At 52.5% G+C, this 22801-nt stretch carries 23 protein-coding genes; 5 read left to right on the forward strand and 18 right to left on the reverse strand.

Annotation, left to right across the window (positions count from 1 at the left end; translation table 11 throughout):
- Window positions 1–14 precede the first annotated feature (14 nt).
- From MIB40_RS00855 to MIB40_RS00905, 11 genes are all read right to left on the reverse strand, one after another.
- Complete coding sequence (locus MIB40_RS00855) at window positions 15–395, reverse strand: DUF7668 domain-containing protein (protein WP_249689736.1); 381 nt, start codon at window positions 393–395, stop codon at window positions 15–17.
- Window positions 396–441: 46 nt separating this feature from the next.
- Complete coding sequence (locus tag MIB40_RS00860) at window positions 442–918, reverse strand: NYN domain-containing protein (protein WP_249689738.1); 477 nt, start codon at window positions 916–918, stop codon at window positions 442–444.
- An 84-nt stretch (window positions 919–1002) separates the two neighbouring features.
- Window positions 1003–1518 (reverse strand): hypothetical protein, encoded by a 516-nt coding sequence (locus tag MIB40_RS00865; protein ID WP_249689740.1) that lies wholly within the window; start codon window positions 1516–1518, stop codon window positions 1003–1005.
- 97 nt (window positions 1519–1615) lie between these two features.
- A complete protein-coding gene (locus MIB40_RS00870) occupies window positions 1616–2347 on the reverse strand; it encodes an RluA family pseudouridine synthase (protein ID WP_249689742.1) in 732 nt (243 codons plus the stop codon).
- 166 nt (window positions 2348–2513) lie between these two features.
- Window positions 2514–3278 carry an ABC transporter permease subunit gene (locus MIB40_RS00875; protein WP_264759845.1) on the reverse strand — a complete coding sequence of 255 codons (765 nt, stop codon included), beginning with the start codon at window positions 3276–3278 and terminating at the stop codon, window positions 2514–2516.
- A gap of 59 nt (window positions 3279–3337) precedes the next feature.
- Window positions 3338–4237 (reverse strand): ABC transporter permease subunit, encoded by a 900-nt coding sequence (locus MIB40_RS00880; protein ID WP_249689743.1) that lies wholly within the window; start codon window positions 4235–4237, stop codon window positions 3338–3340.
- Complete coding sequence (locus tag MIB40_RS00885) at window positions 4234–5403, reverse strand: ABC transporter ATP-binding protein (protein WP_249689745.1); 1170 nt, start codon at window positions 5401–5403, stop codon at window positions 4234–4236. Before MIB40_RS00885 ends, MIB40_RS00880 begins: the two co-directional genes overlap by 4 nt.
- A gap of 78 nt (window positions 5404–5481) precedes the next feature.
- Window positions 5482–6588, reverse strand: coding sequence for an extracellular solute-binding protein (locus MIB40_RS00890; RefSeq protein ID WP_249689747.1), 1107 nt, complete (start codon window positions 6586–6588; stop codon window positions 5482–5484).
- Between the two features lie 164 nt (window positions 6589–6752).
- A complete protein-coding gene (locus MIB40_RS00895; RefSeq protein ID WP_249689748.1) occupies window positions 6753–8132 on the reverse strand; it encodes an aspartate aminotransferase family protein in 1380 nt (459 codons plus the stop codon).
- A gap of 96 nt (window positions 8133–8228) precedes the next feature.
- Window positions 8229–9575 (reverse strand): glutamine synthetase family protein, encoded by a 1347-nt coding sequence (locus tag MIB40_RS00900; protein ID WP_249689750.1) that lies wholly within the window; start codon window positions 9573–9575, stop codon window positions 8229–8231.
- Window positions 9576–9577: 2 nt separating this feature from the next.
- Window positions 9578–10348 carry a gamma-glutamyl-gamma-aminobutyrate hydrolase family protein gene (locus MIB40_RS00905; RefSeq protein WP_249689752.1) on the reverse strand — a complete coding sequence of 257 codons (771 nt, stop codon included), beginning with the start codon at window positions 10346–10348 and terminating at the stop codon, window positions 9578–9580.
- A 270-nt stretch (window positions 10349–10618) separates the two neighbouring features.
- Between MIB40_RS00905 and MIB40_RS00910 the strand changes: the two genes are divergently transcribed.
- Complete coding sequence (locus tag MIB40_RS00910) at window positions 10619–11989, forward strand: glutamine synthetase family protein (protein ID WP_249689754.1); 1371 nt, start codon at window positions 10619–10621, stop codon at window positions 11987–11989.
- 100 nt (window positions 11990–12089) lie between these two features.
- Here the strand turns inward: MIB40_RS00910 and MIB40_RS00915 are convergent, their stop codons facing one another.
- Window positions 12090–13193, reverse strand: coding sequence for a phosphoribosylaminoimidazolesuccinocarboxamide synthase (locus tag MIB40_RS00915; protein ID WP_249689756.1), 1104 nt, complete (start codon window positions 13191–13193; stop codon window positions 12090–12092).
- A 181-nt stretch (window positions 13194–13374) separates the two neighbouring features.
- Between MIB40_RS00915 and MIB40_RS00920 the strand changes: the two genes are divergently transcribed.
- The 3 genes from MIB40_RS00920 to MIB40_RS00930 all read left to right on the forward strand — a co-directional run bounded on the left by MIB40_RS00920 (window position 13375) and on the right by MIB40_RS00930 (window position 15412).
- On the forward strand, window positions 13375–13662 hold the full coding sequence (locus MIB40_RS00920) for a hypothetical protein (protein ID WP_249689758.1): 288 nt from the start codon (window positions 13375–13377) through the stop codon (window positions 13660–13662).
- 127 nt (window positions 13663–13789) lie between these two features.
- Window positions 13790–14467 carry a DUF3313 domain-containing protein gene (locus MIB40_RS00925; RefSeq protein ID WP_249689760.1) on the forward strand — a complete coding sequence of 226 codons (678 nt, stop codon included), beginning with the start codon at window positions 13790–13792 and terminating at the stop codon, window positions 14465–14467.
- 222 nt (window positions 14468–14689) lie between these two features.
- Window positions 14690–15412 (forward strand): endonuclease, encoded by a 723-nt coding sequence (locus MIB40_RS00930; RefSeq protein WP_319941604.1) that lies wholly within the window; start codon window positions 14690–14692, stop codon window positions 15410–15412.
- Between the two features lie 153 nt (window positions 15413–15565).
- On the opposite strand, the gene MIB40_RS00935 is transcribed toward MIB40_RS00930, so the two are convergent.
- Window positions 15566–16723, reverse strand: a complete 1158-nt coding sequence (locus MIB40_RS00935; protein ID WP_249689762.1) for an iron-containing alcohol dehydrogenase — start codon at window positions 16721–16723, stop codon at window positions 15566–15568.
- A 67-nt stretch (window positions 16724–16790) separates the two neighbouring features.
- Window positions 16791–17480: a type 1 glutamine amidotransferase domain-containing protein gene (locus MIB40_RS00940; RefSeq protein ID WP_249689764.1), complete on the reverse strand. Its 690-nt coding sequence runs from the start codon at window positions 17478–17480 to the stop codon at window positions 16791–16793.
- 230 nt (window positions 17481–17710) lie between these two features.
- Here MIB40_RS00940 and MIB40_RS00945 point away from each other — a divergent pair, with 230 nt between their 5' ends.
- The gene (locus MIB40_RS00945; protein ID WP_249689766.1) at window positions 17711–18622 is read left to right on the forward strand and encodes a LysR family transcriptional regulator; all 912 of its coding nucleotides are present in this window, start codon (window positions 17711–17713) and stop codon (window positions 18620–18622) included.
- A gap of 9 nt (window positions 18623–18631) precedes the next feature.
- On the opposite strand, the gene MIB40_RS00950 is transcribed toward MIB40_RS00945, so the two are convergent.
- From MIB40_RS00950 to MIB40_RS00965, 4 genes are all read right to left on the reverse strand, one after another.
- A complete protein-coding gene (locus MIB40_RS00950) occupies window positions 18632–20272 on the reverse strand; it encodes an acyl-CoA synthetase (protein ID WP_249689768.1) in 1641 nt (546 codons plus the stop codon).
- 99 nt (window positions 20273–20371) lie between these two features.
- The gene (locus MIB40_RS00955) at window positions 20372–20845 is read right to left on the reverse strand and encodes a DUF2947 domain-containing protein (protein ID WP_249689769.1); all 474 of its coding nucleotides are present in this window, start codon (window positions 20843–20845) and stop codon (window positions 20372–20374) included.
- A 118-nt stretch (window positions 20846–20963) separates the two neighbouring features.
- Window positions 20964–21881, reverse strand: coding sequence for a methylated-DNA--[protein]-cysteine S-methyltransferase (locus MIB40_RS00960; RefSeq protein ID WP_249689771.1), 918 nt, complete (start codon window positions 21879–21881; stop codon window positions 20964–20966).
- Window positions 21874–22767, reverse strand: a complete 894-nt coding sequence (locus MIB40_RS00965; RefSeq protein ID WP_249689774.1) for a DMT family transporter — start codon at window positions 22765–22767, stop codon at window positions 21874–21876. The genes MIB40_RS00960 and MIB40_RS00965 overlap by 8 nt, the downstream gene beginning before the upstream one ends.
- Window positions 22768–22801 lie beyond the last annotated feature (34 nt).

Here is a 22801-nt window from a genome sequence, read left to right on the forward strand (position 1 = left end):
AACTGTGACATGCCCTAGGGCACATACACCATATAGATTTGAACCCGATAGCCTTGGTCCGATTCCATGACCTGTGCACTCAACACCAAATCACTGCGCCCCTCGGCTTCGGTCCATAGATCAACCAGAACATCCCAATGATCTCCCATCCAGAGGCATACTGATGTGTTCCAGGTTTCCTCCGGTAACTCGATCAACTGCTCGCCATAGTCTTCTATATAATCACTAATCTGCGCCGCGGTTTCCTTCGATACCGGGAGCACTGTTTTGATTCCAGCGTTTAACTGGTAATCACCCACCACAAAAGAACGCACAACCTTGATAAAAATATCACGCCAAACTGACGGGACAGGGCGTTGCTGAACTTCATCTTTGTCTATTTCAATGATTGTCATAGGACTTTCAAACGCTAACTGTTCTACTCTTTGCCTGAGAGCCGACCTACTTCAACAGAAGCTCTCGATCAATTGCGATGAATTCGCTGGCGGCATTCATCAATGAGGCGGCGGTCAGCTTAGCCACACCATAAACCTCAACTCTTTTCCCTTTATCCTGGCGAAGCTTGTTGACCAGCAGGTCAAAGTCACCATCTCCAGAAGCCAACACCACGACATCGGCACCCTGTGAATATTCCATCGCGTCGATGGTGATACCCACATCCCAGTCACCCTTTGCCGATCCATCGGTGCGTTGTATAAAGGGCTTAAGCTTTACCTCGAAGCCAATCGCTCGCAATATATTTTGAAATTCCCGTTGCTTCTGGTCACCTCGATCGATGGCGTAGGCAATGGCCTTAACTACCTCTCTTCCTTCGGTAGCTTTCAACCAGAAACGATTATAATCAAAATTTTTCTGATAGGTTTGTCTCGCCGTGTAATAGATGTTTTGCACATCCACCAGGATTATTACTTTGTTCATTACAGGGCATCCTTGCTGAAAATGTATCAGGCTAATTTGCGCAAATCATGATTAAAGATCAGTACGTTGTATATCGGATCGATTCTAGTTTGGAAGCTGTATCGTCTGAATACTTTCCCTTAACCTTGTTTCATATTTTGGGAAATCGTCTTTGGTTGAATTAAAGTTAAAAATCAACATTTCTTCGCCATAACTCGTCAACAGCATAATATTATGAATATCGGCATTCACAGCATTTGACGTCATCTCAAGATACAACCATCGTTTACCCGACAGTTGAATAATATCCCGTTTTATCCACTCAATTCCCGGAACCATTCGATCAAAGGTAGTTTTGAAATAGGTCATCAGCTCCGATAAGTCGGCATCTGAATTATCATTATTTTTCAGACCATAGGCGATAGTTGTCGAGGCAGTGCTATTGCCTACAACCCACTCAGGCGCATTTTTTTGTGGCCATTTAATATCGATCATCTCTTGCGATAATGGTTGAAATTCATCCGGTGCAACGAATGAAATATTCGTGTCAGAGATATTGATCTCTTTCGCCGAGACCGAAATAGAAACCGCAAACAGCAGTAAGCTAAACATCAATTTCATTGGGGATACCTAACTCTTTTGAGTAATCGTTCTAAGAGAAACAGCTGTTAAACCTTAGAACATATTAGGATAGCTAGTTATGCCACTTGTGCTGCCCTTAATCATTCGGATTCACAAGAAATGGTGCAGGACAGCGCCCATGGATCGGCTGCCCACTACCCGGATGCTCAAAGCACAGTTCGCTTGCGTGTAACAACAAGCGCTCAGACATTTCCTCACTACAAGCGCTTTTATACAGATCACACCCTAAAATAGGGTGACCCAATGCCAGGCTGTGAATTCGTAACTGGTGTGTGCGCCCCGTCCGGGGAGTGAACTGCACCAGGCTTCTGCGTGGGTGATCCAGCCGTTGCAATACCTGGTATTCACTGATGGCTGTTTTGCCAGTGGTCTGGCAAATTTTTACCCGGGGGAAGTGGTTTTTGTCCTTCGAAATCGCTTCGGTGATCTGCCCCCGCTCGTCGGCAACCCAACCTTCCAGCATGGCCACATAACGCTTTCGAATCGTTCGCCCTTGAAACTGTCTATTGAGATGTTGCGCAGACCCTGCACTTAATCCCACAACCATAAGGCCTGATGTGCCAAAATCCAGTCGATGGGGAATTTTTGCTGTCGGGAAGGCCGGTGTTATGCCTTCCTGACCGTATACCAATCGGTGATGCACCGAATCCCAGTTTAGAGGATTTTTACCCGACAGGCTGAGCAAGCCACTGGGTTTATTAATCAATAAAATATGATCATCTTGATACAAGATTTTTACCGGTTCATCACATGGCGGTGCCAAAAAAGTATCCGTTACCGCTTGAGGTGATAGGCCGGTGTCGGGCATTAAAGCGTTTCCTATACTGTACTCTGGATCTACTGCGACAGTGATGAACAGGTTCAATTCCATCAACACCTGTCACTGCCTATCTCATCACTGACCATACAATTCACAAACAACGGCGTTGTATAAACAGCTTATGACTGATCCGTTATCTATTCTTTGAATTGCTTTATTCAGAGTAATTACTGGCGTTTTGTCGTTGGCGCTTTTCGTTGCGGTGAGCAATATACCAGGCAAAAAATGCGGCCAGGGAAACAGCGAGGATGATCAATGTTGCCAAGGCATTGATCTTGGGTGTCACCCCCAATCTGACGGATGAGAATACCACCATGGGCAGGGTCGTGGAGCCCGGACCGGAGACGAAACTGGCGATCACCAGATCATCCAGAGACAGCGTAAACGATAGCAGCCATCCGGCTACCAAGGCCGGAGCAATCACCGGAATCGTGATCAGAAAAAAGGTTTTCATCGGCGTTGCGCCCAGGTCCATGGCCGCTTCCTCGATAGAAATATCCATCTCTCGTAATCGCGAGGAAACCACCACTGCGACATAGGCCATGCAGAAAGTGGTATGAGCAATCCAGATGGTAAGGAAACCCCGGTCGGCGGGCCATCCGACCACCTGTGCCATGGCCACAAACAACAATAACAAAGACAAACCTGTGATCACATCGGGCATAACCAGCGGTGCGGTCATCATGCTCGAAAACGCAGTCTTTCCTCTAAAGCGACGAAATCTCACCATAATAAAGGCTGCCAGTGTACCCAATATTACGGCCATGCAAGAAGTCGTGAAGGCAATACGCAGACTCATCCACACTGCCGACATCAATTGCTCATCACGAAACAGTTCGCCATACCATTTGGTACTGAACCCGGCCCATACGGTAACCAGGCGCGACTCATTAAAGGAGTAGATCACCAGTATCAACATGGGCAGATACAGGAATACCAGTCCGCCCCATAACACACAGTTGGAGAAAGAAAGTTTTTTCACGATTCTGCCTCCATCTCTTTGGCCTGGTAATGATGGAACCAGGCAATAGGCACACTCAATAACACCAGCATCACAATAGCCAGCGCGGCGGCAATCGGCCAGTCACGGTTATTAAAGAACTCTTGCCATAACACCTTACCGATCATTAATGTCTCGGGTCCGCCCAACAATTCTGGGATCACAAACTCACCAACCACCGGAATAAATACCAACATGGAGCCAGCAATAATACCGGCCTTTGACAATGGTAACGTGATGGTTAAAAAGGTTTTCCAGGGCGGTGCACCCAAATCTGAAGACGCCTCTAGCAGACTGCCATCAAGTTTCACCAAATTGGCGTACAGCGGTAGCACCATAAAGGGTAGATACGCGTAAACAATACCGACATAGACGGCAAAATTGGTATTGAGCATGATGATCGGATCATCAATTACCCCGACAAACATCAGCAAATTATTGATCAGCCCGTTATTTTTCAGAATACCTATCCAGGCATAGATACGAATCAGAAAGCTGGTCCATGATGGCAGTAGCACCAGCAGTAGCAGTACGGTTTTCATTTTGTCATCGGCCCGCGCCATGGCGTATGCCATGGGATAACCCAACAACAAACAAAACAGGGTCGAAAAGAAAGCGATCTTGATCGATCCCCAATAGGCAGCGACATAAAGGTCGTCACCGGTGAGAAATATATAGTTACCCAAATTCAGGGCAATGGTCAGTGTCTCATCCACATAGCGAAACACTTCGGTATAGGGCGGAATGGCTATTTCCGCTTCGGAAAAACTGATCTTGGCTACCAGTGCGAAGGGCACCATAAAAAACAGCGCCAGCCAGGAGTAGGGAATACCGATAACCAGCGATCGGCCACTCGGGATCAGCTTTTTAAGATTCATGACGTGAGTACCACGCAGCTTTCCGGTTCCCAGCTGATATAGACCTTATCTTCCCAGGTCGGCCGGCCCATTTTGCGCTCTATATTGGAGAACGTAGACTGTACGACTTTCCCTGATGCCAGTTTGATGTAATACACAGAATGGCCACCAAGGTAAGCTATGTCATCCACAACACCTTCACACCAGTTCTCTTTTTGCTCGGGCTGGTCGCGGCTGATTTCGATTTTTTCCGGCCGAATGGCGACGTAAACGTGGCGGTTATCTTCGGGAGTGGTGATACCGTGGCTGATATAGACCGGTTGCTCCATATCGTCCAGTTTGATTCGTACATAGCTGGCTTCGTCTTCGAAAATAGTACCGTCGAAAATATTCACCGAGCCGATAAATTCAGCGGTCATTCTGGAATTGGGGGTCTCGTAAATATCCACCGGAGAACCGACCTGGACAATCTCCCCATGGTCCATAATGCCAATTCGGTCAGCCATGGTCATGGCTTCTTCCTGATCGTGGGTAACCATGACACAGGTAACCCCGACCTCTTCAATAATTTGCACCACTTCGAGCTGCATTTCGGTTCTGAGTTTCTTGTCCAATGCACCCATGGGTTCATCCAGCAACAGGAGCTTGGGACGTTTGGCCAGGCTTCGTGCCAATGCTACCCGCTGGCGTTGTCCACCCGATAGTTGGTGTGGCTTACGGCGGGCATATTCAGACATATGGACCAAGCGCAGTAATTCATCGACCCGCTGTTTAATTTCTGCCTTGGGTACCTTGTCCTGTTTTAAACCGAACGCGACATTGTCCGCCACGGTCATATGAGGGAACAGCGCGTAGGATTGAAACATCATATTAATTGGGCGTTCGTAGGGCGGTAAGTCCGTGATATCTTCGCCATCCAGAAAGACTCTGCCTGTGGACGGTTTTTCGAAGCCCGCCAGCATTCGTAGCAAGGTTGACTTACCCGAGCCCGAGCCCCCTAGCAGTGCAAAAATTTCACCTTCTTTAATATTCAGGTTTACATCATCAACCGCCGTGGTTTCATCGAATTGCTTAGTGATTTTTTCTATTCTGAGCAGATCCGACTTCTTTTCTTGCTGATTAGCAGGATGGCCTTTGCTACCCGTTGAGGGTTCATCATCAGCTTCTATTTCCGATAAAACGGGCATCTTCCGGGGTCTCCGATCGTACAAAGTAGATTTATCTTCAGGTTACAGCGAACCGAAGCTCGCTGTAACCTGATCGGCTTATTGCCCGGATTTCACCTTGGTCCAGGCACGGGTTACGATGCGATCAATCTTCTTGGGAAGCACCTTGAAGGGATAGAGATTTTTCTCGGCTTCGGGGGTCGGGTAAATACCGGGATTACCAGTAATTTCCTCATCTACCAGCTTGGTCGCGGCACTGTTACCGTTAGCGTAGGCAACATAGTTAGATATTTCTGCCATCACTTCGGGATCCAGTAGATAATTCAGGAACTCATAGGCTTCATCGACATTTTTAGCGTCGGTAGGCATAACCAGCATATCAAACCACATACCCGCACCTTCGGCAGGAATCACGTATTCAACCGTAACGCCATTTTCAGCTTCGGCAGCACGATCGGCAGCCTGCAAGACATCCCCGGACCATCCCACGGCGACACAGATATCGCCATTGGCCAGATCTGAAATATATTTTGACGAGTGGAAATAGGTAATATGAGGGCGCACACTCATCAGTAACTGGGTCGCTTCTTCATAGTCTGCTTTGTTATGGCTGTTTGGGTCCTTACCCAGATACTTGAGTGCAGCCGGCAGCATTTCGGTCGGCGCATCGAGAACGGCGACACCACAGGCGGCCAGCTTCTCCATATTTTCCGGCTTGAAGATCAGGTCCCAGCTGTTCACGGGAGCGGCATCACCCAATGCGGCCTTTACCTTGTCCGGGTTGTAGCCAATACCTGTAGTACCCCAGAGATAGGGGAAAGCGTATTGGTTACCGGGATCGTACACTTCCAGATTTTTCATCATATTGTCATCGAGATTACCCCAATTGCTCAGCTTGCTACGATCCATCGGTTGGAAAGCACCGGCCTGAATCTGGCGCGCCATAAACGAGGCGGAAGGCACCACAATATCAAAACCGGAACCACCAGAAAGCAACTTGGCTTCCAGCACTTCGTTGGAATCAAACACATCGTAGCTGACCTTGATGCCGGTTTTCTTTTCAAAATTGGCGATGGTGTCTTCTGCAATGTAATCGGACCAGTTATAGACGTGTAGCACCCTGTCAGCCGCAATGGCCTGACTGCCTGCCGTTAAAGCACAAGCCGCGGTTAACCCAACCACTGTATTCTTGATGACATTCTTCATAGGTTTTCCCTGTATTCTCGTTATAGTTATGCGTAGGTTTACTATTGCTAAAACTGTTTATTTCAGTCAATAGACCTCTCTTGGTATTGCCCTAATTGGTGTATTTTTGACAACTCTTTCCTCCCTTTAGGTTCTGCTTCCAACCACTTTCAGTGTGCTAACGGTCAGATCACCCCCAACGCTTTCGCCGTCAGATCCAGACAGTATTTTGCTTTTTCGATCAGCTCATCAATCTCTTCTTTGCTGATCACCAAGGGGGGAGAAATAATCATGGTATCTCCGGTTGCCCGCATGATCAGTCCGTTGTTAAAGCAAAAATCACGGCACACCGTGCCGGCCTTGCCCTTGTCATCAAACCGGGTTCGAGCCGCCTTGTCGTTGGTGAGTTCCAACGCGCCGACCAGGCCAACGCCCCTGACCTCACCCACCAAGGGATGGTCCGCCAACTCGCGCCAGCGCTGCTGCAAGTAGGGGCCGGTTTCATCACGTACCCGATCCACCAGGCCTTCGTTTTGCAAAATACGAATATTGGCCGCCGCTACCGCCGCCGCTACCGGATGGCCGGAATAGGTATAGCCATGATTGAACTCTCCCCCTTCATCAATCAGAGTCTTGGCCACCCGATCGCCAACTACCACACCCCCAATAGGCAGATAACCCGATGACAGGCCTTTGGCAATCGGCATCAGGTCAGGCTTCAAACCATAGTAATCGCTACCAAACCATTCACCGGTACGACCAAACCCGCAGATCACCTCGTCCACCACCAGCAGGATTTCATACTTATCCAGAATGCGTTTGATCTCTGGCCAGTAGCTGTCCGGTGGCACAATCACGCCACCAGCGCCCTGTATCGGTTCGGCGATAAAGGCACCGACATTGTCTTCACCAAGCTCGAGAATTTTTGCTTCCAGTGCCCGTGCCGCTTGCAAGCCAAACTCTTCCGGCGTCTGGTCGCCTCCCTCGCCGTACCAGTAAGGTTGCGGAATGTGCACAATGCCCGGAATGGGCAGATCGCCGTGTTCATGCATATATTTCATGCCGCCAAGGCTCGCCCCGGCCACCGTAGATCCGTGATAGGCGTTGACCCGGCTAATAAAGGTTTTCTTATTCGGTTTGCCTTTGACATCCCAATACCGGCGCACCATGCGCAGCACGGTATCGTTAGCCTCTGAGCCCGAGCCACAAAAAAACACGTGCTGCATATGCTCTGGCGTCACCTCAGCGATTAAACGCGAAAGCTCTACCACGGGCTCGTGAGTGGTTTTGAAAAAGGCGTTGTAATAGGGCAACTGCTGCATTTGCTGAAACGCCACGTCCGCCAGTTCCTTGCGACCGTAGCCGACATTGACGCACCAGAGTCCCGCCATGGCATCGAGCATTTTGTTGCCATCTCGATCCCACAAATAGACCCCTTCGGCTCGTTCAATGACCCGTGCCCCCTCTTCACCGAGCTGTTTGAAGTCGGTAAACGGGTGCAAATGATGATCCCGATCGAGGGCCTGTAGTTGCGCGGTATCCAATGCTTTTGTTTCCGTCGTCATAAATCACCTAAAACTGGGGGCGTCAAAAGCGCCGTTCTATGTTGTGCATTTTTCAATGCCACCACTTTTTATTGTCACTCTCTTGGGTCGTTGCTTTTACACACTAAGCAGCAGGTATTCTCGCTCCCATGAGCTGATCACTCGTTTGAAGTTTTCATATTCGGCACGTTTCACCGCAACGTAAGCGCTGATAAATTTTTCCCCCAGTCTGGCTTTCATCGCCTCGCAGCCTTCCATTTTTTCCAGGGCATGTTCGAGGTTGACGGGGACGGCTCGATCACGCAGATGATAAGCACTACCGGACACGGGCTTGCTGGGCTTCAACCCCTCTTCGATTCCCATATAACCGCACAGCAGGGTACCGGCCAGGGCAAGGTAGGGGTTGGCATCGGCACCGGCCAGGCGGTTTTCGATGCGACGCGCTTCGGCGTCCGAATCGGGTACCCGTAGTGCCACCGTGCGATTGTCTTCACCCCATTCAACATTTACCGGAGCCGAGGTATCGGGCAAGAAGCGTCGGTAAGAATTTACGTTCGGTGCGAACAGCGGCATGGTGTAGGGAATGTATTTTTGCAGACCGGCGATATAGCTGAGAAACAGCTCGGACATGGAGCCATCTTCATTACTGAAAATGTTCTTGCCGGTTTTACTGTCCAGCAAACTCTGGTGCACATGCATCGAGCTACCCGGCTGATCTTCCACCGGCTTGGCCATAAAGGTGGCACGTACATTATGTTTCAGAGCCGCTTCGCGTACGACACGTTTAAACAGAAATACCTGATCGGCCAGGTTAACCGGTGAACCGTGGAGAAAGTTAATCTCCATTTGCGCCGTGCCCTCTTCGTGAATCAGGGTATCAACATCCAGATCCATGGCTTCGCAATAATCGTACACATCTTCAAACAGCGGATCGTATTCGTTGGTGGCATCAATACTGAACGACTGCCGACCGCTTTCCTGTCGACCGGAACGACCCACGGGAGGCTCCAGTGGCAGATCGGGATCATCACTGGGCTTGGTCAGGTAAAACTCCAGTTCCGGCGCAACGACCGGCACCCAACCCTTGGCGTCATAGAGCGCCATCACTTTTTTCAACAGATTACGGGGGCAGAGTTCGGTCGGCTGCCCCTGCTTGTCATAGGTGTCATGGATAATCTGTGCCGTGGGTTCCAGGGCCCAGGGCACCAGATACATGGCGGCTTCATCGGGATGCAAACGCATATCAATTTCAGACGGGTCCACTAACTGGTCGTACAGCTCATCCTCGACATAGTCACCAGTCACGCTCTGCAAGGCCACCGATTCAGGCAGGCGAATCCCCCGCTCCTTCATAAATTTCGATGCGGGCATGATTTTACCGCGAGCAATCCCGGTAAAATCGGCCACCAGGCATTCCACCTCGGTAATGCCATTTTCTTTCAGCCAACTGTCTATGGCTTGCATGTTTAACCTCTGTTGTTGTCGTGAGCCCTCTGCCGACAAGCGTCGCCAAAGGCTTTAAAAATACTCAGGTAGAAGGGGTGTTCTGCTACTTTCCATTCCGGGTGCCATTGCACGGCCAGGTTAAATCCGGGGGCGCCACCCACGGAGAAGGCCTCAACCAGACCGTCCTCGGCCCGCGCTTCCACCTGTAAACCTAATCCGAGCTGGTCCACCCCCTGAGTGTGCAGTGAATTTACCATTTGGGGCTCCTCGCCGACTAATGAAGCCAGTACCCCGCCTGATTCAATCAACACCCTGTGGGCTACTGCATACTGCTGGTCAATCGGTAGTTCTTTGTCTTCCCGATGTTCCTGATAACGTCCGGTGTCATGGAGGCGTTGATGCAATGAACCACCAAAAGCCACATTCATCTCCTGGAAGCCACGGCAGATTGCCAGCACCGGCACACCACTATCAATGGCTTCCCGAATAAGAGGTAAGGTGGTGGCATCTCGGTGTAAATCGTAGTCGGAAGGGTCCACACTGCTGTCGGCCCCATACAGGTGAGGTTGCACCATAGAGTAAGAGCCCGTTAACAACAGGCCATCCAGTCTTTCCAGGGTAGGCCGCGCCTCGAGTGCATCGCCCAGAGCGGGAATGATCACCGGCAGTACATCTGAGCCCTCGACCAGGCCGACCAGATATTTGTTACCTGCAACGTGAAACGGATGAATCCCCAGCTGACGAGTGCAGGCCGATACTCCGACCATGGGCTTTAGGCTGTGATAAGACATATGATTCCAGAATTTTCAGTCTAATTATTGTTCGTTTTTTCACACAATATCATTAAAAAAAATGCAACACAAAAGTTCTTTCCTGACAATTAACAGCACTATTTTATGCCTTAAAAGCGAGCAAACAATCGAGCAAAACTCCCAAAATTGGTGCATTAGACCCTTTTTAGAAACCCAACCCCACCGAGGCTTGCTTGACTTTAATCCGGGCTTGGGATTCACTGATTTCGCATAAACCATGATAAATATATTTTACAAAAAGGTTATCCAATGTTTGACGCTACTTATCAAAGTGAAGCGCCCGACTTCCTGAAAAAGCACCCGGAAGTGACCACCATCGATCTGCTTATCGCCGATATGAACGGTGTAATAAGGGGTAAACGCGTCGACCCTTCCGTACTAAAGAAAGCCTATGGTAAAGGGATCTGCCTGCCCGAATCCGTTTTTTCTCTCGATATTCGTGGTGATGTGGTCGAAGAAAGCGGCATTGGTTTAGAGACGGGTGATGGCGATAAGTTCTGCTTTCCAATCCCCGGTACCTTAACCATGGTGCCCTGGCAAAAGCGGCCGACAGCCCAATTGCTGATGACCATGCACCACAGCGACCGCTCGCCACTTGAGATCAACCCCCGCCAGGTTCTGAGCAAGATGCTGGAGCGCTTTAAAGCTCTAAAGCTTAGGCCTGTGGTTGCCGTGGAGCTTGAGTTCTACCTGCTGGACAAAGAGTTCAGCAACGAAAACACTCCCCAACCTCCGCTATCTCCCGTTACCGGTAAACGCGAGAACAACACCCAGGTTTACTCCATAGATGACCTGGACGATTACGCCGAGTTTCTCGAAGACGTCATCAATAGCGCCCAGCAGCAAGGTATCCCCGCTGACACCATTATTGCCGAATACGCCCCAGGGCAATTTGAGGTCAACCTGCATCATATCGATGACCCGCTGACCGCCTGCGACCATGGGCTATTACTGAAGCGTGTGATCAAGGGGATTGCCAACAAACACGGCTTCGAAGCCACTTTTATGGCCAAGCCTTACCCGGATCAGGCGGGCAATGGCCTGCACATTCATATCAGCTTGCTGGACGAAGCTGGCAATAATGCCTTTGCCAATGAAGACGGCAGCTACACCGATACCATGATGCAAGCCGTCGCCGGGTTGCTGGATCTGATGCCCAGTTCCATGGCGCTGTTCTGCCCGAGCGTAAACTCCTACCGTCGCTTTTCCCCGGAATTCTATACCCCCAATGCACCTAGCTGGGGCAAGGACAATCGTACAACAGCCCTGCGTATTCCATCCGGTGATCGCGAAGCGACCCGCATCGAGCATCGAGTATCCGGCGCCGACGCCAACCCCTACCTGGTGATGAGCTCATTACTCGCGGGAATCCATCACGGCCTGGCCAAGCAGTTAACGCCGCCCCCGGTGCTCGAAGGAAATGCCTACAATCAGCTCAGCCAGACGCTGGCCGACAACCTCAGGGACGCCCTGCGGCTGCTGGGGGAATCCGACGTTATGGCCGAGTATCTGGGTAAGCATTTTCTCGACACCTACATTTGCTGCAAAGAGCACGAAATGATCGAGTTCGAAAAGTCGATCTCGGATCTCGAATACAAGTGGTATCTGAGAACGGTATAACCCGGTTCAGGCAGCGAATGCGCTAAAGCAAGCAGACCGAGAAATGACTGCGGGGGCCAGGGCCCCCGTGATCGCTGCCCGGCACCGATACCCTTTTAGATCAGTCGATCAAACCAAACTGGTCGCGCAGAATCTCGATAATTTCTGCCTTTGGATTATCCGCTAACACCAGCTTTTTACCGGTAATCTTTTCGGCAATATCCAGATACGTTCTGGAGACCTCCATCAGCACCGACTCCGGCAAGGCATTATCCTTCGCTAACGCCTGGCGTTCGTCCATGCGACTTTTGTTAAGCAGAATATCGGGGTCGGGGAAGTGGTTCAGCAGCAACTGGCGGAAACCCTCCTTGGAGTTTTCCACAACCTTGCCTTCGCGGTAGCTGGGACCATCCCAGATACGAGACGAATCGGGCGTACCGACCTCATCCATATAGATCAGCTTCTCCTGGCCCTTGGCATCGGTGACATAACCAAATTCAAATTTGGTATCCACAAACACCTGGTCGAGCTTGGCCAGCTCGTCGCTGATAACATCGAAGCCTTCCTTGAGCAGCTTCTCGTAGCGGTCGATATCGTCGCTGCTAGTAAAATGAAAAGCGGCGAAGTTATCGTCGATATTGGCACGGGTAATGTTGACGTCATCCACCTCGGGCACGCCGAGAATGCCCTTCAGGATGCCTTTGGTCGAGGGGGTAATCAGCAGTTCGGGCAACTTCTGGTCTTTTTCCAGACCTTCGGCGATCTGGATACCGCAGAACTCCCGCTCACCCTTGGTGTACGCACGCCACATGGAGCCCGTGATGTATTGACGGCAGATCGCTTCGATCATCACCGGGCGGGCTTTCTGCACAATCCAGACAAAAGGATGGGGAATCTCGAGAATATGGCTATCGGCCAGGCCCTGCTCGCGAAACAGCTTGAACCAATGATTTGAGATCGCATTCAGCGCCGCACCCTTACCGGGCACCCCGTTCATACCGCCTTCACCGTGCCAGATACAGTCGAACGCCGAAATACGATCACTGATCACCATTATGGCCAGTGGCGCATCAGCCGCTACATCATAGCCACGTTCACGGATCAGGCGCTGGCTATCGGCGTCGGTCAACCAGTAGACGGAGCGGACTTTACCGCTGTGGACAGGCCTCTGGGTGCGAATTGGCAGATCGTTATTAACCGCCAGTACTTTATCGGCAAGGCTCATGGAACGGGTCCTGTACGAAAGGTTCGTTGCTCAAATTCCCGGCGGATATTACCCTTCACGCCGACTCACGTCCACGTTCACGCCGAAAAGACGCTTCGCAACAGCCCCCTGCTAGCCAACACCCCAATTCCTTTCGACCCGCTTTTTTCTTACACTGGGCCACCCAACGCAGGAGCTATCCGTGATTCGTCTGTCCAAACAGCTGGTGCTGCTACAAAATCAGAAAGAGCTTAATCAAGCTGGTATTAATCCCACCCGATCTGAAGAACTGATCGCTGAATATGGCGGTGACGGCAATATCGACTGGGCATTTGACCGCGGCTTCTGGGACGAAACGGCGGGTAAACTGACCTTGCTCTATCAGGATACCAAGGACACCGCCAACGAGGAGCGCTGCCTGACCCTGCGCCTGGAACGAACCGGCAAAAAAGCATACCGTGTCACCAACGCGCACCGGGCTCAAACCTGAGCCTTCGTCTCTATCGCTTTATTGTGTTGTTTGCCTTTTGATAGCATGTTACTAGTGATTGCCCCTCTTAAACTTCCCCCATAACCTTTACATCCTGACAAGTCGCTTGTCATACAAGGAGTTATTGATGTCATTGATCAAAAACGGGCTGCTTATCGCATGCTTTTCGTTACTACTGGGCTGTGCTGCTCAATCACCGGTTACTAAAGAAAACTATTCAGGGTTTATGAGTGATGAACAGTACAGTCAGCTTCAACAGGTTAAGCTGGATAATGGTAATACTGTTATGCGCTGGATCAGCCCTGAACTAGGCAATGCGCAATACAGTAAAGTGCTGATCGAACCCGTTGCTTTCCATCCTCAGCCGAAGGCAACCGAGCAGGTCAGCCAAAAAACTCTCTCCGCTTTGCAATCACTTTTGACCGACCACATCACCAAGCAGCTCAAGCAAAGTCTGCCAGTTGCCGACCAGCCGGCTCCCGATGTATTGAAACTCGAAATCGTTATTACCGGCGTTAATATCTCAAATGAGCCTTTGGCCGCTTACCAATACATTCCCGTAGCGCTGATCGCTAGCGGAGTTAACCAGGCAGCCGGAGGTCGTGATCAGGCCGTCAACCTGTTTGCAGAAGCCAAGGTCTCCGACAGTGTTAATGGCACCCTGATGGCTTCAGGAGTTCGCAGCATTACTGGAGAATCTCTGGAAAATTCCACAGAAAAGCTGCAAGCCAATGATCTTGACGAAGGTTTTGCGCTCGCCAGTGATGATCTGACAGATGCTCTTGCCAAACTGCTTAACCAGTAATCCCTAAGAGCAGCTAAGGTCCGAGTCTGGCGAAGGCAACCGCTGAAGTCTTCGCCAGACGCACATATTGGCTCCTGCAACCGCTACTTCGACTCACCGGTCTGCAACACTTCCCACATATTCATTTGCCTGAAGCCCCCTCAGAACTCCAGCCAAGTTAACCAGAACACCTTCCATTTACAGCAGCGGCTCGATTGCCCATAATCGCCATCGATTCTCTGAGTGAGGCCCCCTGCCCCACTCGCCGTATTGGGTCTGTTTATGCCGCCATCTTCATTCTGGCTCTGTTTGCTGCTGGCTGTTGCCTGCTCTCACTTAAGCGCCGCAACCAACTTTAGCAGCGCCAAGAAGCAAGCCCGGGAGATCTACGCCGATAACCCCAACAGTTTCTACTGCAACTGCCGCTATCGCAGTCAGCAGAAAAAGCTGATTCCGGATCTTGACGACTGTGGTTATGAGGTTCGCAAACAACCCAAGCGAGCCGAGCGCATCGAATGGGAGCACGTAGTCCCCGCCTGGGCACTTGGCCATCAACGGCAGTGCTGGCAAAACGGTGGCCGCAAGGCCTGCCGGAAGGATGCTGAATTTCGCCAAATGGAAGCAGACTTGCATAATCTGGTGCCGGCTATCGGCGAGATTAATGGCGACCGCTCCAACTACCGCTTTTCATTGCTGGGCAAGCGGCCGAAGCTGTATGGCGCCTGTGATTTCAAGGTCGATTTCAAAGCCCGAAAAGCCGAACCGCCGGAATCCGTGCGAGGCGAAATTGCCCGAATCTATCTCTATATGCACGAGAAATACGGGCTCTCTATGAGCGACGCCCAGCAGCGTCTGTTACTCGACTGGCACCGACGTTATCCGGTCAATGACTGGGAGCGCACGCGCAATCAGCGCGTACAAGCGATGCAGGGTGACAGCAATCACTGGGTGGAATTGTTGCCATAGCAATGTATGTAAAAAGGGCAACAACACAAGGGGTAAGGTTGTTGCCCTTTATATCGCGCTTTTGGAATAGCGCTTTACTGTTCCATCGACACCGTCTGAGGCCAAATCACCCCTTGGAGTTCGAGGGTGATTCGTTCCCTAACCTGAGCGAGCCTAGAGCGCCGTTTGCAAAATCTTACGGCTGATGGCGAGATCGATATCCCGATTTTCTCCCAGAGCCAGCATCCGATGCTTTTCCAGGTTCTCCACCAGGGTATCAATATCGGAGGATCCCAGATCCACTTCGGACAGTCGTACCGGCACCGCCATGCGACGGAAGAAATCTTCCGTATTGGCAATCGCCTGATCGATTCGCTCCGATTCACTGCCCTGACGAATATCCCAGACCCGCTCGGCGTATTGCAGCAATTTTTCCCTCTTCTGCTCCCGGCGCTCTTTCATCACTGCGGGTAACACGATGGACAAACTGCGCGCATGATCGACGCCATAGGCACCGGTCATCTCATGACCGATCATATGAGTGGCCCAATCCTGAGGCACACCCGCACCGATCAGACCGTTAAGCGCCAACGACGCCGCCCACATAATATTGCTACGCACCTCAAGGTCGTCGCGAGTCTCGGCCGCCAGGGCCTTGGGACCCTCCTCGATCAGGGTCAGCAGCAAACCTTCAGAGAAACGATCCTGCACCTTACCATTCACCGGCACCGTCAGGTACTGCTCCATGGTATGAACAAAGGCATCCACCACGCCATTGCTAATCTGGCGATCGGACAACGTCAGGGTAACCTTGGGATCAAGCACCGCAAACAAAGGGCGCACCAATGGGCTGGCGAAAGACAGCTTGTTGCCAGCACGGGTGATGACGCCTCCGGTATTGGACTCCGATCCCGTCGCGGGCAGGGTTAATACCGCGCCTAACGGCAATGCCTGAGCCACAGGTTTGCGCTTAATGATAATGTCCCAGGGATCATCCCCCTCAAACAGGGCCGCTGCGGCAATAAACTTGCTGCCATCGATCACCGAGCCGCCGCCAACGGCCAGCAGGTAATCAATCTGGTGTCGCTCGATCACCTCCAAAGCTGCCATCAGGGTTTCGTAACGGGGGTTGGGCTCGATACCGCTGAACTCGAACCAGCTGTGCTCGGCCAGGGCATCGCTCACCTGCTGGTAAACACCGTTTTGTTTGATCGACCCGCCACCGTAGGTCACCAGCACCCTGGCATCTTTGGGAATCTCATCCCGAATGGCCTGTATTTGCTCTTCACCGAAATGGATCCGAGTCGGGTTATGAAAGGTAAAATTCAGCATACAGCATCCTTTTTAAGGCCCCTCAGGGCTTTATTCACAGGGTAGTAAGCACCCAAAGTCTCTGTTTCTAGGCCGACAAATGAGCTAACAGTTTTTGCGCCACCAGCTCGGATGAAGCCGGGTTTTGACCGGTGATCATTAAGCCGTCCTGAATCGCAAAGGGGTGCCAATCCGCTGCACATTGGTAATCCGCCTGGCGCTCCTTGAGCGCATCTTCCAGCAGGAAAGGCACCACCTCGGTCAGCTCAACAGCGGCTTCTTCGGAATTACTGAAACCCGTTACCGCACGGTTTTTGACCAGCAGATCGCCGCCAGACTGCTTCACATTGAGCAATGCCGCCGTGGCGTGACAAACCGCCGAGACCGGCTTATTGCTGTCAACAAAGGCTTCCAGCAAAGCGATCGATTGAGGATTATCGGTCAGGTCCCACAAGGGTCCGTGGCCACCAGGATAAAACACCGCATCGAAGTCATCAGCATTAACCTGGGCCAGTGGCAGGGTATTGGCCAGCGCCTGTTGTCCCGCCTTATCTGAAGCAAAACGACGGGTGGCATCGGTCTGGAAATCGTCCAGTTCACTCTTGGGATCGATGGGGGGCTGACCACCCGACGGGGATGCCAGGATTACTTCCGCACCCGCATCCAGAAAGACGTAATAGGGCGCCGCGAACTCCTCCACCCAGAAACCGGTTTTTTCACCACTGTTGCCGAGTTGGTCGTGGGAGGTAAGTACCATCAATACCTTGGCATTAGACATTTGTATCTCCTGATCTTGCCGATCGTCATTGTAGGGGCGAATTGAATGGGCTGATTGTAAGCGCATGCCGCGCTGACAGGTTTTGGACAATATAGGGGGACAAAGGTCTCTCAACAATGCAGAGAAACCTGACTTTATTGATTTAAAAATTTATACAATCAAGCGCAATTAATATCTAATGTTTTATTTTTAACGCAAAGTGGCGTTGTCGTTCTACAAGGAGAAGCTCGGTGGATACCCCCTTCGAACAATTGAAGAGTATGGTTGTGTTTGCCCAGATTGTTGAACAGGGCAGCCTGTCGGCGGCGGCCAAACAGGTCGGTGTTTCCCGAGCGGTGGTCAGCTACCACCTTAAGAAGCTCGAAACCCAACTGGGGCTCAAGCTACTGAACCGCTCGACCCGCAGCTTTACCCTGACGGAAGCCGGGCAGGAGTATTATGTTCGTTGTCGTAACATCACCGAGCAGGCAGAAGCAGCCAACCGGGATATCGAAAACCTGAAACAGGAACCCGAAGGCCTGCTGAAGATAACCTGCCCGGTCAATATTGGCCTGCAAACCATTGTGCCGGCACTCAACCGATTCCATCGCCTGTACCCGAAAATCGCTCTTGATGTCATGCTCACCGACGAAGTGGTCAATATCATTCAGGAGGGTATCGATCTGGCCATTCGTGGTGCCCCACTACCCAGCTCTGGCTTGCAGGCCACTCGACTTTCAACCCTGCCAACCTGCCTGTGCGCTTCTCCGGAATATTTCCAGCAGCACCCCCGCCCGACCACACCGGCGCAGTTGAGCCGCCACAATTGGGTGATCTACAAACTCACCAACGACACTCTGGAACTCAGCAAGGGGTCGCGGCGCTACAGTGTCAGAATGAATGGCAGCATCAGTACCAATAACGCCGCCGCTCGCACCGCCTTTGTCGAGGGCGGCCACGGTCTGGGGCGCATACCGCTGTACGATGCCATGCCCCGCATCAAGCAAGGCACGCTGGAGCCGGTTCTGGAGGACTATGATTTGCCGGCCATCGATATCTATGGCGTGTTTCCACCCGGTGGTAGCCAGGCCAAGAAGCTGCGCCTGCTGATCGACTACCTGAAAGATGATTTCGCCCAGAGCCAGCTTCGGGTGAGCGAATAAGCCTTCCGCTTACTCCTGGTTTTGTCGCAACTGCCGACGAATAATCTTGCCGGTGGTGGTCATCGGCAGTTCGTTGACAAATTCGATCTGGCGCGGGTATTCGTGGGCGGCAAGGCGGCTTTTAACCCGCTGTTGCAGCGCCTCCACCAGCTGATCGCTGGGTTCAACACCCTCCTGCAAAATAATAAAGGCCTTCACAATCTGGGTTCTCACCGGGTCTGCAATACCGACTACCGCCGCCATTTTTACCGCGTCATGGCCCAACAGACAGTTTTCGATCTCCCCGGGACCAAACCGGTAACCCGCGCTGGTGATCAGGTCATCATCCCGTGCCTGGAAATAGAGATAGCCCTCATCGTCTTGCCAGGCCAGGTCACCGGTCAGCATCCAGTCACCGACAAAACGGTCACGGGTTGCCTGGTCATTATCCCAGTATTTGAGAAACATCACCGGATCGGGTCGGTGTACGGCAATGTTACCCACCTCGCCTGTTGGCAACGGTTGTCCGTCGGGTGCGATCACCGCCAGCTCGTGACCCGCGACGGGACGCCCCATAGATCCCGGTTTTGCCGGCATGATGGCGGTGCAATTGGAGACGATCATATTGCATTCGGTCTGGCCGTAAAATTCGTTGATGCTGACCCCCAACTGGTCTTTAGCCCAGTCGAGGAGTTCACTGCCCAGGGGCTCACCGCCGCTGGCAATGGTGCGCAGTTTTAACGACCAGCGCTCGGCAATGTTCTCCACCGTGCGCATCAGCTTTAAGGCGGTGGGGGGCATAAACAGATTCCTGATCTGCAGCGATTCGATCAAATCCAGCGCCGCTTCGGCATCGAAGCGTTCCGCCCGGTAAGACACCACCGTCACCCCGTGATGCAGGGCCGGCATCAGCACATCGTAGAGGCCACCGATCCAGGCCCAGTCGGCCGGCGTCCAGATACGATCATCGGGCTGGGGTAACAGATCGTGTGACAGCTCAACCCCGGGCAGATGCCCCAGCAGCACGCGATGACCGTGGAGCGCGCCCTTGGGCTGCCCCGTGGTACCCGAGGTGTAGATAATCAGGGCCGGAGTATCAGGGGTGGTGCTAACGGGGGTAAAGGCATCACTCTGACCTGCACAACCGACCTCATAATCGACCCATCCCGACTGGGTCTGGAGCGCTTTTCCCTCTGCATCGATCACCAGAATATGCATAAGATCAGGTAATTGATCGCGAATCGGCTGCAGTTTTTCAGCCCCGCTGCGATCGGTAATCACCACGCGCGCGCCGCAATTCGCCAGCCGGTAACTGAGCGCATCCCGTTCGAACAAACTGAACAGGGGCACCGCGATAGCTGCCATTTTGTAGATGGCGATATGGCTGCTGGCGGTTTCCGGGCACTGACCCAGCAGCACCGCAACCCGATCCCCCGAAGTGATGTCCAGTTCGTTCAGTAAGTTGGCCAGACGATTGGAATCACGGCGCAATTGACCATAGGTAATCGGCTGCACAGGACCCGTAGTCGGCTTATGCAGAATGGCAATGCGTTCGGGCTCGGATTCGGCCCAGCGATCGCAGACATCGACGCCGATGTTGTACTGTTCGGGCAGCTGCCAGCGAAAATTCTGACAGATGGAGGAGTAACTCTGGTTTGACGGAAATGGCAACTTCGATCTCTCCCTGATAGCGATGGCGTCCAGACCAAAGAAGGTTAGCGAGACACCAGACGAAGGCTCAACCAGGCCTAAAGAGGTCGAAGGTTTCGATCAGCTCGGCCGCTGACCCAGCAAATAACGGCCATCCTGATGAAACTGAATCACCTCTTTACGACGCTTGCCCAGCAACAGAGGGCCGTCATCGAAGAAGAGAAAGTTCTTCCAGTGACGGCGAAACAGCGCCCATTGAGTCTCGATAATGTCCCTATTGTTGTAACAGAAGTAAACCACGGTGTTGTCGGCCCAATCAATCGCTTGCAGCAGCTCTTCCGGCAGGTCGGGGTCATCGCTCTCCCAGCAGGGTTGCCATTCACCCTCTTCGCTCCAGACATCCTCACGGGCGGCCCAGTCATCACCGCCAAACTGCTCCGGGTGCTGGCTCTGGCTACTGATGTGCTGTTGCCAGAGTTGCAGGCTGCGTTCTTCGCCCAAAGGCTTCAGCTGCGCCAGTTCGGCTTCGGCCAGCGGCATATCCTGATGCCTGAAGATCCAGGCTTTGCGATAGTCGTCAAGAGAAATGGCCATATTGAATCCAGAGTCCGGGCAGGGAATGAAGGTCGAAGCCTAACACTCGAGCGCAAAAAAAGCTGCGCCGGGATGGGGTTCAACAGCGGCAGGACATTTGTGCCGCAGTGGTTAAGATCTACTGAGCCCCTCGGCGTACAATCGCTTCCCGAGCCAGTATCGCCTGTTTGCGCGTTATGCCCCAACGGTAGTTACCCAACTCGCCCGACTCCCGTATCACCCGGTGACAGGGAATCAGGTAGGCAATGGTATTGGCAGCCATGGCACTACCCACCGCCCGTTGCGCCTTGGGCGAGCCCGCCATCGCCGCTAACTGGGTGTAAGAGATCGGCCGCGTACTGTCGCAACGCAACAAGGCTTCCCAGACCTTGATCTGGAAATTGGTACCCCTCAATAACAGATGCAAGGGGGCCGAATCAGCCCTGGCGTCGAAGATGCGGATACACATCGCCAGAGCACCGGCATCATCCAGAATCCGTGTCGCACTCGACCATTGTTGCTCCAATTCTGCCAGGCGCAGCGCCTGATCCTCATCGAGAAAGGCCAAATAGCACAGCCCCCGATCCGTCCAGCCCAACAAGGCTTCACCATAGGGCGTCGGCGATACCCCGTAGCGCACTTCGACACCTTCACCCCGGCGCTTGATCTCTCCCGGAGTCATGGCTTCACAACTTACCATCAGATCGTGCAGTCGACCCGGGCTGGATAACCCGGCCGCCGTTGATGCGCTGAGCACATCACGGGACTCCTGCAGCGATTCAAGCGCCGCTTGCTTGGTCAGGTATTGCAGAAATCGCTTGGGGGAAATACCCGCCCAGCGGGCAAACACCCGTTGCAGATGGTGCGGACTGAGGTGAACGGCCTGGGCGAGCTGCTCCAATGAAGGTTGCTGCTGGATGTTGGCTTGCAGATATTCGATGGCCCGAGCAACAATGCGATATTGACGAGAGCTGTCCCATTCACCTTCCAACGCCTGGATTGGCTCACCGGCTTTGTCACTGCTCGGATTGCTACTAAAGAGTTGTGGATTATCCATGGCTTTGCCCCCCTGAAGGCAGTAATTGTCGCCAGCTCACCCCGGTGACCAAAAAGGTACCCATGACCACCGCGAGCCCGCCAAAGAGGGTATGCCAACCGACAACTTCATCGAGTAACAGGGTACCCCAGAGCACACCAAACAGCGGTACCAGATAGGTTACCGTCAACGCGGACGTTGCCCCTTCATCGGCAATCAAACGGAAATAGAGCAGATAGGCCATGCCACTGCATACCACTCCCAACAGAAGCAGAGCGATCATAATGTCCGGACCTGGCTGCGATGGCGGAGGAAAAAATGGCATCAGGGGAGCGATCAACAGGGTTGCGGCCCACATACTGCCATGGGCATTGGCAAAGGAATCCACTTTGGGAGCCGAACGGGCATAGTTGCTGGCAACACCATAACAAAACGCCGCGGCCAAAGCCGATAGCACAGCCAGCCCTGCACCGGACGCAACCAAATGGGCGTCCAGCCCCACTAATAATGCAACGCCCATCAAACCCAATCCCAACCCGGATATCAGGCGCAAACTGATTTTCTGATAACCCAAGACCAGTCCTATGATCATCCCCCATAGTGGCGCCGTGGCATTCAGGATCGACAACAGGGAGGCACTCAGGGTTTGCGCGGCGATACCAAAAAACAGGAAAGGCAGGGCTGAATTTACCACCCCCAGTACCGCATAATGGCGCCAGTGCCGGCGTGCATTTAAGGCTCTGTGGGTCACCAACGCAACCAGCAACAGAAACAACGCCGCCAATAGTACTCGGGATTCAATCAACCAGACCGCCCCGACCACCGGCGCCCCCATACGCATAAACAGGAAGGAGCCTCCCCAGATCGCGGCAAGCAAAAACAAACGGATAAGACTGGCAGAAGTCATGGACATTCCTGAACAATGGCGAGGGTTTCAGTGT

Origin of the sequence: Aestuariirhabdus haliotis (assembly GCF_023509475.1) — a bacterium.
GTDB classification, from domain to species: domain Bacteria; phylum Pseudomonadota; class Gammaproteobacteria; order Pseudomonadales; family Aestuariirhabdaceae; genus Aestuariirhabdus; species Aestuariirhabdus haliotis.